Origin of the sequence: Microcystis aeruginosa NIES-4325 (assembly GCF_008974145.1) — a bacterium.
In the GTDB taxonomy this organism is placed as follows: Bacteria; Cyanobacteriota; Cyanobacteriia; order Cyanobacteriales; family Microcystaceae; genus Microcystis; species Microcystis aeruginosa_G.
The window spans coordinates 13,886-29,378 of sequence record NZ_BJKP01000007.1; the positions used below are offsets into that span (position 1 = coordinate 13,886).

14 protein-coding genes and 1 pseudogene are annotated in these 15,493 nt (G+C 43.6%); 12 read left to right on the forward strand and 3 right to left on the reverse strand.

Features of this window, described 5'->3' with window-relative positions:
* Positions 1-23: 23 nt before the first annotated feature.
* Positions 24-1,463 carry a phosphoglucosamine mutase gene (glmM, locus tag MiAbW_RS05435; protein ID WP_151695254.1) on the reverse strand — a complete coding sequence of 480 codons (1,440 nt, stop codon included), beginning with the start codon at positions 1,461-1,463 and terminating at the stop codon, positions 24-26.
* Positions 1,464-1,762: 299 nt separating this feature from the next.
* Between glmM and MiAbW_RS05445 the strand changes: the two genes are divergently transcribed.
* Together MiAbW_RS05445 and MiAbW_RS05450 are read left to right on the forward strand one after the other, a co-directional pair.
* Complete coding sequence (locus MiAbW_RS05445; RefSeq protein WP_151695256.1) at positions 1,763-2,704, forward strand: glycosyltransferase family 2 protein; 942 nt, start codon at positions 1,763-1,765, stop codon at positions 2,702-2,704.
* A gap of 360 nt (positions 2,705-3,064) precedes the next feature.
* On the forward strand, positions 3,065-4,582 hold the full coding sequence (locus MiAbW_RS05450) for a hypothetical protein (protein ID WP_151695257.1): 1,518 nt from the start codon (positions 3,065-3,067) through the stop codon (positions 4,580-4,582).
* A 68-nt stretch (positions 4,583-4,650) separates the two neighbouring features.
* On the opposite strand, the gene MiAbW_RS05455 is transcribed toward MiAbW_RS05450, so the two are convergent.
* Both MiAbW_RS05455 and MiAbW_RS05460 read right to left on the reverse strand, forming a co-directional pair.
* A complete protein-coding gene (locus MiAbW_RS05455; protein ID WP_151695258.1) occupies positions 4,651-5,085 on the reverse strand; it encodes an META domain-containing protein in 435 nt (144 codons plus the stop codon).
* A 36-nt stretch (positions 5,086-5,121) separates the two neighbouring features.
* Positions 5,122-5,421 (reverse strand): annotated as a pseudogene (locus MiAbW_RS05460) (NADAR family protein); the annotation flags it as partial.
* A gap of 169 nt (positions 5,422-5,590) precedes the next feature.
* On the opposite strand from MiAbW_RS05460, the gene MiAbW_RS05465 reads away from it, so the two are divergent.
* The 10 genes from MiAbW_RS05465 to grpE all read left to right on the forward strand — a co-directional run bounded on the left by MiAbW_RS05465 (position 5,591) and on the right by grpE (position 15,433).
* Positions 5,591-6,112: a photosystem I assembly protein Ycf3 gene (locus MiAbW_RS05465; RefSeq protein WP_002770118.1), complete on the forward strand. Its 522-nt coding sequence runs from the start codon at positions 5,591-5,593 to the stop codon at positions 6,110-6,112.
* A gap of 117 nt (positions 6,113-6,229) precedes the next feature.
* Positions 6,230-6,526, forward strand: coding sequence for an Asp-tRNA(Asn)/Glu-tRNA(Gln) amidotransferase subunit GatC (gene gatC, locus MiAbW_RS05470; RefSeq protein ID WP_151695259.1), 297 nt, complete (start codon positions 6,230-6,232; stop codon positions 6,524-6,526).
* Positions 6,527-6,626: 100 nt separating this feature from the next.
* Complete coding sequence (locus MiAbW_RS05475; protein ID WP_151695260.1) at positions 6,627-7,028, forward strand: phosphomannose isomerase type II C-terminal cupin domain; 402 nt, start codon at positions 6,627-6,629, stop codon at positions 7,026-7,028.
* A gap of 615 nt (positions 7,029-7,643) precedes the next feature.
* Positions 7,644-9,860, forward strand: coding sequence for an Hsp70 family protein (locus tag MiAbW_RS05480; protein ID WP_151695261.1), 2,217 nt, complete (start codon positions 7,644-7,646; stop codon positions 9,858-9,860).
* A gap of 2 nt (positions 9,861-9,862) precedes the next feature.
* On the forward strand, positions 9,863-10,360 hold the full coding sequence (locus MiAbW_RS05485) for a LysM peptidoglycan-binding domain-containing protein (RefSeq protein ID WP_151695262.1): 498 nt from the start codon (positions 9,863-9,865) through the stop codon (positions 10,358-10,360).
* Between the two features lie 20 nt (positions 10,361-10,380).
* Positions 10,381-12,840 (forward strand): hypothetical protein, encoded by a 2,460-nt coding sequence (locus MiAbW_RS05490; RefSeq protein ID WP_151695263.1) that lies wholly within the window; start codon positions 10,381-10,383, stop codon positions 12,838-12,840.
* A gap of 14 nt (positions 12,841-12,854) precedes the next feature.
* Positions 12,855-13,226, forward strand: coding sequence for a molecular chaperone DnaJ (locus MiAbW_RS05495; RefSeq protein WP_151695264.1), 372 nt, complete (start codon positions 12,855-12,857; stop codon positions 13,224-13,226).
* A 2-nt stretch (positions 13,227-13,228) separates the two neighbouring features.
* Positions 13,229-13,696, forward strand: coding sequence for a nucleotide exchange factor GrpE (locus MiAbW_RS05500; protein ID WP_151695265.1), 468 nt, complete (start codon positions 13,229-13,231; stop codon positions 13,694-13,696).
* Between the two features lie 392 nt (positions 13,697-14,088).
* Positions 14,089-14,460, forward strand: coding sequence for a hypothetical protein (locus MiAbW_RS05510; RefSeq protein WP_045356016.1), 372 nt, complete (start codon positions 14,089-14,091; stop codon positions 14,458-14,460).
* 253 nt (positions 14,461-14,713) lie between these two features.
* Positions 14,714-15,433, forward strand: a complete 720-nt coding sequence (grpE, locus tag MiAbW_RS05515) for a nucleotide exchange factor GrpE (RefSeq protein ID WP_151695351.1) — start codon at positions 14,714-14,716, stop codon at positions 15,431-15,433.
* Positions 15,434-15,493 lie beyond the last annotated feature (60 nt).

Sequence of the window (15,493 nt, forward strand, 5' to 3'; positions counted from 1 at the left end):
TAATCCCTGTCCCCCTTGATCGACTACAAAAGATAGCTTCGCACCGCTTCCACTAGCCTTTCTGTCCAAAAATTGGCTAATTCGAGGGTTTCTGCTTCCACCATCACCCGAATTAAGGGTTCAGTCCCGGAAGCGCGCACCAAAATTCGGCCTTTTTCCGCCATGGCTGTCTCAGCTTGGCGGATTTCCCGCCGCAAAGGTTCACATTGCTGCCAATTACGCCGCACTTCTCTATCTTCCACCCGCACATTGCGTAAAATCTGCGGATAGGTGACAAAGCTATGATCGACTAAATTAGCCAGGGAAACCGCCGATTTCTGCACTAAAGCCGCTAAATGTAGGGCGGTTTGCATTCCATCCCCAGAAACTCCGTAATGATGGCAGAGAATATGACCGGATTGTTCACCCCCTAGCATGGCTCCAGTTTCCCACATTTGCGCCTGAACGTGCTGATCGCCCACGGCAGTCCGCAAGAATTGCCCCCCCAGTTTTTGCCAAGCGCGTTCAAAGCCTAAATTAGCCATCACCGTGGCTACTAATAACCCATCGGGTAGCTGTCCGGCTTCCAGGAGAGAACGACCCCAAAAATAGAGGATATAATCGCCATCTACTACTCTACCCTGACTATCCACGGCCAAGACTCGATCGGCATCGCCATCGAAGGCAAACCCTAAATCCGCTTGCTGATTAATCACCGCCGCCTGTAGGCTTTCTAAATGGGTAGAACCACAATTAACGTTAATGCGATCGCCATCAGCCCGATCGTGTAGGCAGATAACTTCCGCCCCCAAGGTTTGGAATACTAAAGGTGCTAGGTTAACGGCTGCCCCCCAAGCTAGATCTAAAACTATTTTTAATCCCGATAGGTTAATATCCTTCCCGACGGAATCAATCACAGCTTGATAGTATTTTTGGATTAATTCGGGACAAAAAGTCGCTTTTCCCCAATTTACTGGTTTATCTGCTAATTCTAAATTGCCTCTTAAACCCGCCTCTATCTGTGCCGCTAAACTGCCAGACAATTTTAAGCCGCTGCCGTCAAAAAATTTAATGCCGTTGTCCTCGGGAGGATTATGACTGGCAGAAATCATGATCCCACCCATCGCTTCGCTTTCTCTGGTTAAATAGGCGACGCAGGGAGTAGGACATAATCCCAGTTGCCAGACTTCTATTCCCGCCCAAGTTAACCCCGCAGTGATAGCATTGGCTAACATATCACTGGAATTACGCGAATCTTGACCGATAATTACTGGTTTGGTGACACCAGACTGATTTTTTAATACCTGTCCCGCCCAAAATCCGATTTGTAGCGCTAGGGGGGCAGTTAATAATTCTCCCACTTGGCCGCGAATTCCGTCCGTGCCAAACAGGGGTGATGGCGGTAATTCAATCAAACCCGCTAAGGATAACAGGGGATGCGATCGAGCTTTTTGCCCATTTTGATACGATAGAGAAGCTACCATGGCCGATTCTTTTCCTCACACGACACACTCAGAGAATAACATGATCACCGATTTTTTCAAATCAATGTTCCCAGTTGACCTTAATCCTCATCCCAGGGTTCCTTACATCTGGTGTGGGGTGTTGGGGAGACCACTTCGTGCGCGTTGCGGGGGGAGATGGGGAGAATAAATAAAAATAATCTCCTGACTCCTGAATCCTGTCTCGGAGTCTCCTGAATCCTGCCTCCCGCAGGAAGATTTTTGATTTTTGCCAGAGGTCTAATCATTTGTTAAGCTGAAACGGTAATCTTGACCCCCGAATGCCTGTGCTGATCAGTGTTGTCATCCCTACCTACAATCGCGAAGCAATTTTAAAAAAATGTTTAATCGCCCTAGAAAATCAGCGTTTAACCGATAATAAGGTGGAAAACTACGAAATAGTCCTTGTCGATGATGGCTCTACCGATGGGACGATCGCTTGGCTAGAAACTCAAAAGGCTAATTTACCCCATCTGCAACTGTGGCAACAGGATCACGGTGGGCCAGCGATCGCTAGAAATCTGGGGGTAGAAAAAGCCCGTGGTGATACGATTATTTTTATCGATAGCGATCTGGTAGTGACAGAAAATTTTTTGCAAGCCCACGCCGACGCTTTAACCGCCGGGGCAGCCAGTCTCGGCAGCGATCGCTTATTTACCTACGGCAATGTCATTAATACCTGTAACTTTGATCATCCCAGCAGTGAACCCTATAAAATCACCGATTTCTCCGCTGCCTATTTTGCTACGGGCAACGTGGCGATCGCTAAAAAATGGTTATTAGCAGCGGGATTATTCGACACCCAGTTTCAACTCTACGGTTGGGAAGATTTGGAATTAGGGGTGAGATTGAAGCAATTGGGACTAAAATTAATCAAATGTCCTGAAGCCGTCGGTTATCATTGGCATCCCCCCTTTAATCTCGCTCAAATTCCCAATCTCATCGATAAGGAAATTCAACGGGGACGAATGGGAGTGCTTTTTTATCAAAAACATCCCAGCTGGGAAGTGCGGATGATGATTCAAATGACTTGGATTCATCGACTGTTGTGGGGTTTACTTTCCCTAGGAGGAACCCTGAATGAACGCAGCCTCTCCCCACTGTTGCAGTGGTTAATCGATCGAGGTAAACCGCAATTAGCCCTAGAAATTGCCCGCATTTTTCTCAATTGGTACAACGTGCGCGGCGTTTATCAAGCCTATCAGGAAATGCAGCCTCAGTGAAATGTCTTCCCGAACACCGAACAGCACCGACAGCATTTTTCAAAAAGATGAGGTATAATAGGACTGGTCACAGTCTTTAGATGACCATTTAATGTTCTCTATTCCAGCGTTATCTAAAACCAGAAAATTTGTACCTCACCATTAAGATAAATGCTATCGAGGTCAACATTTCCAGATAAAAAACTGAATATTCTCTTTTTTTTTTCCGATAATTGCTGCCACAATCAAAAACAATCAGAATAGAGAGCAGGAGTTGCTAGGCCCAATTGCCGAAAATACAGACCTCGTTTGTCCCCTTGTTAATTATCTGGTGAAATTTGGCATACTTAGAAGTAATTTTTTTATTGGAGGAATCCCATAATGAATATCGTCGAGATTTTAATCGGGTTTGTCGGTGGAGGTGCGATCGGGGGTGGGGCTTTATATGCCCTCCAACAGGAAAAAATCAGGGAAGCACTACAAAAATATAAGGAGACTAAGGCGGCTTTAGGTCAAACCGAAGCGGAGTTAAAAGACAGCAAAGGACAGTTAAAGCTACTCGATGAGCGTTTACAAGAGGCCGCCAGCACAACTCCCGATCAAGCCATAGAAGTTGCCTATAAAACCCAAATTCAGCAACTTCAACAGGAATACGAAGCTAAAATCGAGGAACTGCACCAAAGCTATCAAAGTCAAATACAAGAGATTATAGAGGCGAAGCAAGGAGAAATGGAAGCCCTGCGTCAAAGTCAACAGGCGCAGATTCTAGAATTAGAAAATGGCTATCAGTCGCAAATTCAACAACTAGAACAGAGTTATCAAAGCCAACTGTTAGAACTACAAAACGCCCCCCCACCAGTGGTGGCGGAATCGCCCATTGAAGAAAATGATCACACCCCTCAAATCGTCGAGGATGATTTTCCCTTTGAAACAATGGTAGAAACGCCCGTTTCTGAAAGTGAAACGAGTAATTTCGATGATTTTGTAACTGAAGAAACCGTAGTATTAGAGCCAGAATTTACTCCTGAAATGCTGGTAGAAACGCCCGTTTCCGAACCAGAATTCGCTCCTGAAACGAGTCCTTTTGAGTATTTTGTAACTGAAGAAACCGTAGTATTAGAGCCAGAATTTACTCCTGAGCTGCTGGTAGAAACGCCAGTTTCCGAACCAGAATTCGCTCCTGAAACGAGTAATTTCGATGATTTTGTCACTGAAGAAACCGTAGTGTTAGAGCCAGAATTTACTCCTGAGCTGCTGGTAGAAACGCCCGTTTCCGAACCAGAATTTGCTCCTGAAACGAGTAATTTCGATGGTTTTGTAACTGAAGAAACCGTAGTATTAGAGCCAGAATTTGCTCCTGAGATGGAGGTGTTTGGCGGTTTTGAAACCCTAGAAGGACATCTGGAACTAGAACCAGAATTCGCCCCAGCAATGGAGACATTTGACGGTTTAAACGCTGGGGAAGAAACCCTAGTTTCTCCAGAAATGACCATAGTCGAAGATTCTGCCGTCATCGAAGAACAAGCGCTCTCTAACTTGGAGACATCCGCTGCTGAGATGGAATTTCTCAATGCTATACAATTAGAGGAAGAAACTAGAACGATCAGTAGTCTAGAAGAACTATTAGATAATGCCGATATTGCTGACAGCAATAGCTCCGAATTATTCGATCCTTTTACTGAAGAAACCCCTGAAGTTGAATCTAACGGCAAAAATGGTTCTTCTGTTCTGAGCAGCCAAGAAGAACTAGATTTCTTCAGTATGTGGGATGATAAAGAAATGGAAGATATAGAATCCCTGCCTTCTGACCAAGAACTGCCCCTTGATGATCTATTGAGCGATGATTTATTCTCGGATGGCGACAATAGCAAAACCACGAATCTAGAATCTCATCAGTAGGCAGATTGCCCGCTATGAAGGCAGAAGACAGAATTTCTTCACTACCCGATTTCTGGCTTCTGACTTTCTTACTTTTTCAGGTTTTCAGACATAAAAGTTAGGATACCAAATCCTTCCGGCAGACGATAAACTAACTGCAATTTTCCCTCTTTAGTAATCCCATATTGCTGCACACCTTTTAAAGCTGCTAAAAAACTCGCTTCCTGTTTCATCCAAGCTTCCGGACAAGCTTTCATGGTTGAAGCAATTTCCGACTGTACCGCCATATTATCTCCTTCCTTCTCGTAACGGGTGACATAGCGATTGCACCCCGATGAACCAGCTAAATTACCCCCAGTGAAAGCAGCACTGATTTCCGTACCTTCTACTAATTCCGTTCCCGTCCACTGGCTCAATTTCCAATTAGTTCCTTCTAGAGTTACAGTAGATGCGATCGCTTGTTGCCCCGTCAGCACAGATGCCACAGTGATTAATCCTAGAAAACTCGTCAGCTTCTGTCTCATGCTCTTAATTCCTGTCAATGATAGCCAGTTTCTATCCTAGCCAATCAGCCGGAAAACCTGCTTCACTTCCATAAGAATATGGCCTAAACGGTTTTTGCCGCTACCATCAGCACCACAGCCCCAATAATAATCGATCGCCGAATTTTCCACTAATAAACTGTTGCCTGTGCCTAGCATAATTTGGCGAATATTGCTAGGAATTGTAAACTTTCTTAATACACCTCGATACATGATTTCCTCTTTGATATTTTCCCAATCGGGACGCAAGGGATAAAAATTAGTGCGCCCCATAGTTGCCGCTTGCCGGGGATTTGCAGCCAGTCGAATCGCTTCTGAATAGGGATGTTGAGGAAAATTTTGTGCTTGAAAATAATGTTCGCTGGTGGGACACCAAACACCCTCTTAAATCGAAACCGTGGCCAGAAAAATTAGAAAAACAACCATAGGGTTTCTCGCTAGTGCTATAAAAGTAAATAGTCATTTCGAGCGCTTACCCGTCCTAACTATGCCACGCACTCAACGTAACGATAATTTTATAGATAAATCTTTTACCGTCATGGCGGATATCATTTTAAAGATACTGCCCGCCAATAAAAAAGCCAAGGAGGCTTTTGTTTATTATCGCGATGGGATGTCTGCCCAGGCTGATGGTGAATACGCCGAAGCCCTCGATAATTACTATGAAGCTTTAACATTAGAAGAAGACCCTAACGATCGCAGTTATATCCTCTACAATATCGGTATTATCCACGCTAGTAACGGCGAGCATGAAAAGGCTCTAGAATACTACGAAGAAGCTATCCAACTTAATCCCAGAATGCCCTCCGCCTTGAATAATATCGCCGTTATTTACCATTTTCAAGGGGAAAAAGCCAGAGAAGACGGTCAACAGGCCGAAGCAGAAGCACTCTACGACAAAGCGGCAGAATACTGGAAACAAGCCATCCGATTAGCCCCCAACAACTACATTGAAGCCCAAAACTGGCTGAAAATCACCGGGCGATCGGAAATTGATGTTTTCTTCTAAATTGAGAAGTCAGGAGTTAGGAGACAGGAGATTATTTTTTTTATTCTCCCCACACCCCACACCCCACACCCCACACCCCACTTCTCCACACCCCACACCCCACACCCCATTTCCCCCATGATCGATCGAGCTACAGTTGAAAAAATCGCCCATTTAGCCCGTTTAGAGATTAATAGCAGCGAAGAAGAACAGTTTGCGCTGCAATTAAGCGGAATACTCGATTATTTCGAGCAGTTAACAGAATTAGATACGGAAAATGTGCCACCCACCACGCGAGCGATCGAAATTCAAAATATTACTCGCACCGATAGTAATAGACTTTATCCTGATCACGAGGTCTTAGTGCAGGAATCGCCAGCCCCAGAAGGGGATTATTTCCGCGTTCCCCGTATTCTCAACAGCGACGAAGAGTAAATCAGTGATCACTGTTTACTGATCACTGATTTAGATGCCATCCAGGGTTTTTGCTGCTATCTTGGACTAAGATCAAACCTAGCAATGGAGACACAATATAATGATCGCATCCCAAGATGTGGCACCATTTCAGCTTATTTCGACCGTAGAATCGGCAGCAACAGAATTTAGGCCCTGGGGTTCCTTCACCACCCTAGAAGAAGGTCCCGGTTATAAAATCAAGCGAATTGAAGTGGATCCGGGTCATCGTCTCAGTTTACAGATGCACTACCATCGCAGTGAACACTGGATTGTGGTTTCGGGGACGGCAAAAGTCACCTGTGGAGATAACGAGGAAATTCTCGGAGCCAATCAGTCCACCTATGTGCCACAGTGTACCGCTCATCGTCTGGAAAACCCCGGAGTGATCAAATTGGTGTTAATTGAAGTGCAAAATGGGGAGTATTTAGGAGAGGATGATATAGTCCGTTTTCAGGATGACTATGCTCGTCATCAGAGCTAAGAATGCTTTTTTAGGGAGATAGAAGGGCAAGAAACTATATTTTCGCCCAAAAAACCTTTTTAGGTTATTCTGCCTGACTGTCTTCCCTGCCCTCAAAACTTGTCAAGTTATAGAAAATTTTCCTTTTCCGGCCAGGTAGCGGTTTTCCTCATGGGAGGTAAAGGCGCAGGGATAGGTATTTATTTTGATCCTGTGGTGAGCAAAGAACGGGTAAAATCTACAGAAAAATAAACTTCCCCTAGACCCTGTGTGGGCAGCTTGAGGAAAGCTGGACTAGGGGAAATGATTTATTCCTTTGCTGGATTAACTTCAGCATATAACTCTCATTTGTCAGGACTATAACAGCCGGATGTCAATTCTGTGACAAAGAAAAGCCGATCAGGAGTCGGGCAAGAGGCAAGGGGCAATGATTTATGTAGGAGGGAGTGAGAAAACGGCTTAATCTTGTTGATAAATGCGGCAAAAAAACCAAGAAAGTTTGCAAAAAATAAACTATATGTACATTGGTTAATATATATAGAATAAAATCTATTAACTATAGATAGTATTTCCTTTAATAAATAGAGTAATCATGGGTATAATAAGAGCAATCCTTAAAGAAGATGAAGGTATCCGATGGGTAATATTGTCGGGATAGATTTGGGTACAACAAATTCCGTGGCGGCATTCAAATTTGCGGGGGTGGAGGTAGTGACCGCTGCAGATAACTCGCCTCCAGAGAGAAAATTAACCCGATCGATCGTCTCCCTAGCCGGAGAGGGGCTGCTCGTTGGAGAAGAAGCCTACAGACAGATCAGGGCGACCCCAGAAAACGTAATCATGTCGATCAAGCGTTTGATGGGTAGAAGTTTTAGCGATACTACCGTTCAGGAACAAATAGCCCGTTTAAGCTATAAAGTCACTCGCTCGAGCGGGGGTACGGAGGATAGTCTATCGGTATGGTTAGGGGGCAAGGAATACGAACCGGAAGACATATCGGCCGAGATTTTAAAAAAAGTAGTAGCTAATGCCCAGAATTATCAGGCGGCTAACGGCCAGAAAAGCCGGATACAGGAAGCTGTGATCACTATTCCCGCCTATTTTAACGATAAACAGCGTTACGCCACCCAGATGGCGGCAAAACGGGCAGGTATCATCCCCCGGGAGTTGCTCTCGGAACCAGCCGCGGCGGCAATTTCCTACGGTTATAAACCGGATTCGGAGGAGGTAAAAACCATACTGGTGTACGATTTCGGTGGCGGGACATTCGATTCTTCTTTAATCACCACCGCCGGAAATCAATTTATAGAATCGGGGAAAGCTGGGGATCTCTGGTTAGGGGGAGATGACATAGATGCACAGTTAATGCAATTTGTCAAGGAAAAAGTGGCACAAGAAGAAGATCTAGAGGATGTGGACGCTCTGATCGCCGCGATGGCCCATCATCAAAGGGTAAGATTTTTAGGGGATTTCAAGAGTGCCGTAGAGAGAGCAAAGATAGATTTAAGTAGTGCTGAAAGTGCCACCATTATCCCGGCAACCCCGCTGATCGATGAGATAGGTATGGCGATCCACATTAACGTGACGATTAAGAGGAGTGAATTTGAAGAGATAATCCGGCCTCTAGTGGAGACAACGATCGCCATCTGTCAAGAAGCGATCCGGTATTCCGACTATCCCGAAGATCTGATCGATGTGGTGTTATTGGTGGGGGGTTCCTCCCAGATTCCTTTCGTGCAAGAGGAAGTTAAAAAAGTTTTCGGTTCCGAGAAGGTGGTAGTTCACCGACGGCCGATGTATGCAGTAGCAGAGGGAGCAGCGATCGTGGCTGCTGGTTTAACAGAGAAGGTGATGACAGTATCCCGTGATTACTGTATCCATTTGGCCGACGGCAGCCAAGAGCCGATCATCAGACAGGGGGATATATTACCCGTTAAAACCACCTGCACTTTTAAAACCGAAGCGGATGATCAGAGTCTGATCCATTTTAAATTTTATAGTCCCGATCGGGTGCGTGAAAAAAGCACCGGGGAAAAATGCGACGAGAAAATCGGCGAAATGTGGTTAGCCCTCGATCGACCCTATCCGAAGGGTACAGAAATATTAGTAGCCGTTTCCCTAGACGAACAGAATAATTCTCTATCGATGGTGGCAAGTTTAAAAAATGACCCCTCGCTGAAAGTGAGTTCCGATTTTTCCCGTGGCGGTGAGGACGAGGATATCTCGCGACAGGTAGAAGAAAGTATCGAGGAGATGAACAGTAAGGAGTTATTAACCACGGTTGGGGCCAAATACGTCTATCAAATAGCTGGGGAAATAGTGCGGGCGGCCAATCAAATCCGCGGAGAGGATGGAAAATCGCGGCAAGATCGGGTCAAGGTGGCCCGGGAAAAATTACGGGAATTAAAAACTTACTCCTGCGAGGATAGTAGTCAGGGTCAAATCCTGATCTCCGAGTTCGACTTCGTTTTAAAATACTGTCAGATTCTGGTTCCGGAAGAACAACAGGCACGCATCGAGCAACTGATCGAAGATTTAAATAAAGCTATCAATAATAGTAATCTTTCGGCTATACAGCGATTAAACGAAACAGCACTACAGGAGAGGAAAAATTTCCCCGAATTGTTGCTGCTGCTGCTATTGTGTCGTACGGTCATCACCCGTACTGGAGTGGTAAATCAAGCCAGCGCCGATAGTATGGCGAGAAAATTCGGTGCGGTGATCACCGCTTTGCAAGCGGGGGATCAAGAAACGGCGGAACGAGAATTACAGCGATTATTACCAGAAGTTCGTCAGAATTGCGAGATCGAATTACCCACAGGCAATGTGGCCACTGGATTAACCCGATTTTAATTATGAGTAAAATTAATTGTCCCGTTTGTCAACGATCGAACGTGGAGGGGAGTGTTTGCCCCAATTGCGAGACGGATTTATCCTCTCTACGTCTTTTAATGGAACTATCCCCCGTTGTCGATAATCCGACTGCAACTAACCGCCGCGGCTTATTACTGGGATTGGCTCTTTTACTGTTAATTTCGGGGATTTTTCTGGGTGCTATCGCTTCTAATCTATTCCCCCGTTCCCTACTCCCTGTCACCGAATCTAGTCCCGTTATCCCTCCTGTTGGGGAACTGATCCCGCCATCGAAGCAGCTGACTAAAACTGTCTGCGTGGATGGGTTTAACTATCGGGTTCGATCGGGTGATTCCCTATCTCGTATCGCTCAACGTTTTTACGGGAATGAGTCTCTATTATCTCCCATACTTGAGGCTAATCCCTTTTTGCTAGATCGGCCCGATTCTCTCGATGTCGGTGAAAAGTTATTTATTCCCAACTCCGATAAATCCTGTTAATTTTACCCCGTAGGAATATTATGTTAGTTTTCTTGGGCTATGCTATTGGATTTGTTTTAGCTTTTTTTCTCGCCATTAGTTTAAAGGCTGTTTTTTTAGGGTTTCCTCCTAATAAGGACAATAACTATTCGTCAAGACAATTAGAAATATTAACTGGCTTGGGTGGCGGAATTGTCATTATATTTATCCTCTTTGTCCTCAAAAATTGGCTGGCTTTAGATCAGAATTTTATCAATTATTTTTCTATCACTACATTTGTTTTGATTTTATTCGTTTTTTATAGAGGAATAGAACAAATAAAAAAAAGCAGAGAACTAGCCTATCAAGGGAGAAAATTACAGGCTGATGATACGGGAAACCCTTTCGAGATAGGCAAGTTATCGGAGGCTTTAAAATTCTACCAAGAGGCTAACAAATTAATTAATAATCCCAAGTTAAGATCTGTAGAAAAAAATATTGAAAAAGAATTAGAAAGAAGAAAAGAATTTTTAGATTTTTTTAAACAGGGTAAGGAGTTGGGAAATCGGGGATATTTTAAGAAGGCTTTAGAGGTACTGGAAAGGGCACAAGCTCTTTATTCCCATCACCGAATCGGTTTAGAAATTCAGAAATGTAAATTAGAGGTAGAAAAAGAAAATATCTGTCAAGTAAGACTGAAAAAAGCTCAGGAATTGGCCCGACAGGGAGAACTAAAACAATCGAGAGAGTTAATAAATCAGACCCTAGCAGATTTCCAGCGACTGGACGTTAAAAACCTATTAACTAAGGTAGAACAGATAACGATCGCCTTCAATTATTTTGAACAGGGAGTGGCTGGCGAAAAAAACGGCGATCTAAACAAGGCGATAGATAACTATCGAAAAGCCCTACTTATAACACCGGAATTAATCGATATAAATCGGCGATTAGGCATAACCAATATTAAAGCGGGGAACTATCGGGAGGGAATAGAACAATTAGAGGGAATCGAAGATACGGAATCGATCTACTTCCGGGGTTACGGTTATGCGAGATTACAGGAATGGAGGAAAGCGCGTCGGGAATGGAAAAAGATTGATCGACCAGAAATTCAAGAACAGATAGATCTACTCACCCGATATAGCCAAAGGGAAAAATTAACCCTACAGAAAGAAATACAGGAACTAATTCAAGAAGAAAACCTAGAATTAGCCCGATCGAAAAGCGAGGTATTTTTACAAAAATTCGGTGATGATCCTCAAGTTATCTATAATTTATATAGTCATATTCTTCCCAGAATAGACCAGCAATTATGGCGATCTAAGGATCGAGAAAAAATCGTTATCAACGCTGAGAGGGAATGGGAAAAAAAACGCAATCTGGAATCATTGCACAATTTGGCAATCGCCCTTTATTATCGATCAGTGGAAAATCCCGCTACCCTAGAGAAATTAATACCCGTCTGGTTATCCGCTACGGCGAATTTAAATCTCAACACCAGTATCAGGAATATCGTTTGGAAAGTTATCGATGACGTTGATATACGGGACTTAGAGGCACAATTAACCCGAATACTTGAGGCGCTGATCGATCGAACCAAAGAAGACCTAAATTACTACCTGCAACTTCGTGATCTTTACCGTCGCGATACTGTCGCCCTAGGGTTATTACGGGATAATCCAAAGCAGGGAATCCATATCAACGGGTTAACCATCCTACCCGGGTTGTATCGGACTCACCCCGATAGAAATACTGTTAAACTGCCCGATCAATTCTGGGCGACTCTCTATACTCGTTGGGGGGAATCTGTGGCTGCCTGTTTGCAGGGGGATCGGGTTCGCGGGGTGGCGTTAAAACCCCTAACCTGCCAATCTACTCTCGAACAAATAGCTAATACTTTTGTATCATTCTATCAAGGTTGTCATTATCTACAACAGAAACAGTGGCAAAAAGCCGAGAATCCTTTAAAAGAGGCGAAAACAGCCCTTAAAAATCACCCAGAATGGATTGAGGAGATCGATCGACTTTACCTAGAATTACAGGAGGAGATTGAGGGTTTCGAGAATCTATTAAGGATGAATAGAAATTGGTACGAGTTAGTACAAACCCCTAACTCGAAAATGTATTACGTCCGAGATCAAGCCTTGGAGATAGTCGGGAGATTGGATGAGCAAAAGATAGACGAGTCTAAAGCTTTAAGCGAACTGGAGAAATTAAAACAGATAGATTACAATCATGCCACACTCAATGAATTGATCGAGGAGATTATTTTTAGAAAAGACGCAAGGGAGGTAAGGCGATTGATGGATCGCAATCAATTTTACGAGGCGATCGAAAAGGCGAAACGATCGAGATCGCAAAAACTCCGTCACATCACAGCCCAACTCTGTCTCACTCTTTTACTAGAAAATTCTCAAAAATTTCCCCCAGAATTACTGATAGAACTTGTTAGATTTGCTTACGAATTATGCCCCGAAGATCCAGAGTTTCGAGAAGTATATCAACTATTTAATCTTATTTAATAGGAGTTAGATGAATGTACGATAATTTAGATAGTAATCCTTACGATATTCTAGAAATTTCCCCCGCCGCTTCCACTGCCGAAATCACTAAAGCTTTTGGTCTGGCTATGAAACGACGTAGCTATTCTATGGATAGTATAGCTAAAGCGCGTAAGATATTAATGAATCCTCAAGATAGGATGGTGGCCGATTATTTACGTCCTCATCTCCCTCTCGTTCAACGCTTGAAAAACATCTCTGTCTCGGAATTGTCTAAACCTTTACCATCTTTAGAAATCTTAAATAGCATGGATGATATTAATAATTACGATCAAGACGACTTAAAAAAAGTCGCTGGTGAACTGGCTTCATCGATACTAAAAGACCTGAATTTTGGGGAGGAATAAGGATGAATAATTACAAAATTAGCCAAGAAAATAAAAATAAATTATTAAGCCAAATAACAAATTTATTCAAAGAGGAGGCAAATTTAAAACAAGCTTTACGGCAGCAAGGAGAGAACAATCGATCGGAACAAGAACAGATTTTTTTAGAACTATTAGAGGTGTTTGATACCCTCGAATCGTTATTAGGTTTTTTAGAAGATCGACCCGAACCAGATGAGCGAGTCTGGAAAAGATTACCGAAATCTTTAAAAACTGTACAGACAAAATTATTAAGTATTCTAGAAAAACGTCAGGTACTGAAAATAGAACTGTCCGCTGATCAGCCAGATTTTACTATCTGTCAGGTGGTCGAGCGAGAAATACGCCAGGATTTGGCAGAACAGACGATCACAAAAATAGTCAGGCAGGGATTTACCATCGAGGATAAATTACTCAGACCGATGGAGGTTATTACGTCTAAACAAGAATAGATAACCCCTTGCCACTTCCCACTCCCAACTGTGGCACCCTGGCACTCCCGTCCACCTATTTCCTGAGAAATCTAGAGGTAATTGTAAATATTTGTTACAAAAAGACGAGGAAAAATCTGACGGCAGGTAGACAAGAAAAGATTATCGACGGGGATCAAGGATTTCAGCAGGCAATTCCATTGGGGATCAAGAGAAACCGATTGTAAACTTTTCGATCCCTCTGACCGATTCTTGTAATAGTTCGATACACATAACATAGATAATCAGCGATGATTGTAAATTTATATTGCGAATAGCTCATCTTCTTCGGTGTTTTCCCTATACTGGTTCTCATCAACTTTGAGCCGACGTGCAGAAAAGTTAGACCACCAAGTTTGTAAGAGGTCAGGAAGATGCAATTAACCGCAAGAAATAATTGGGGCTACGTTTCTTTAGCAATGCTAAAAAGCTTTCTCCTCTGGAGTTTCGTCCTCACTGTCTGTTTATTAGTAGTGGGATTTCCTTTAGTAGTATTAATGATGACAGTGGGATCATTGTCTGCGATTATCTTACAGTCAGTTTTACCGATTAGTTCCGTGCTTTTAGTTGCGGGGATGATTATTGGTATCAATATTTTAGCTATCCTAATTAGTGCCGCTTTATTAACAGCAAAAGGTGTTCATCCCCACGAAGTTAGCTGGTTACACTGGTTACACGGTGAGGTAAAAACCTCTCATCAAGCTGTTTATGCTTCTTGCCCCTTAACTTGCGGGGTAGTTCATTAAATTAATTTGATTTTCTTACATTTATTCAAGTTTTCCACTGCTTTATCAGTGGGCTATACACAATCCAAGCTAGTGCAACCCGGGTTACCCGGGTTTTTTCCTCGTTATGCAGCCAGCCCTATTTAGTTAGGGATATTCTCCACAAAATGTTACACTAAATGTTGAACCTTGATTATTAACTGGTACTTAAAGGCCAAAATTAGCTGTGAACGGCCATATATCGCCAGATTTAAACCTAAAAGTACATACTATGATGAGTGCAGAACCAGATAACTCAGCAATTTTCGACGAAAACCAAGAATCCTTTCCTAATTCCCCCGAATCCCTGGCACCCGAATCAGAAGCGAGCGTCACCGATGAGGCCGAAACGGTGACGGACGAAATCCCTGACAGCGACGAATTTTCTCTTCTGAGTGCGATGACTATCGATCTACAAGAGGAAATTGACACTCTCAAGCAGCAGTTAGAGGAGCAAACCCAACAGGTTGATGCCTATAAGAAACGCTATATCAGTCTAGCAGCCGAGTTCGACAATTTTCGCAAACGCACAGGCAAAGAAAAAGAGGAACTGGAAACAAAAATCAAGGGCAAAACCCTGATGGAAATTCTTGGGGTGGTGGATAATTTTGAGCGCGCCCGTACTCAAATTAAACCGGCTAATGATGGCGAAACGGCTATTCACAGGAGTTACCAAGGGGTCTATAAAATCTTAGTAGAGAGTCTCAAGCGTTTAGGCGTTTCCCCCATGCGTCCGGAAGGTCAACCCTTTGATCCCACCTACCACGAAGCGATGATGCGGGAATACACTGATGAATATCCCGAAGGCACGGTGGTGGAGCAGTTAGTGCGAGGATACACTCTCGGAGAACAGGTTTTGCGTCATGCTTTGGTAAAAGTGACCGCCCCCAAAGAGACGGATCCTAACGCCGAACAGTCAGAAGCGACTGCCATTTCATTAGAGGAATCGGTCTAACACCTCCACATCAAAAAGTGTTGAGATATTTTGGAATAGGGGATATGTGTTTCCTCCCTA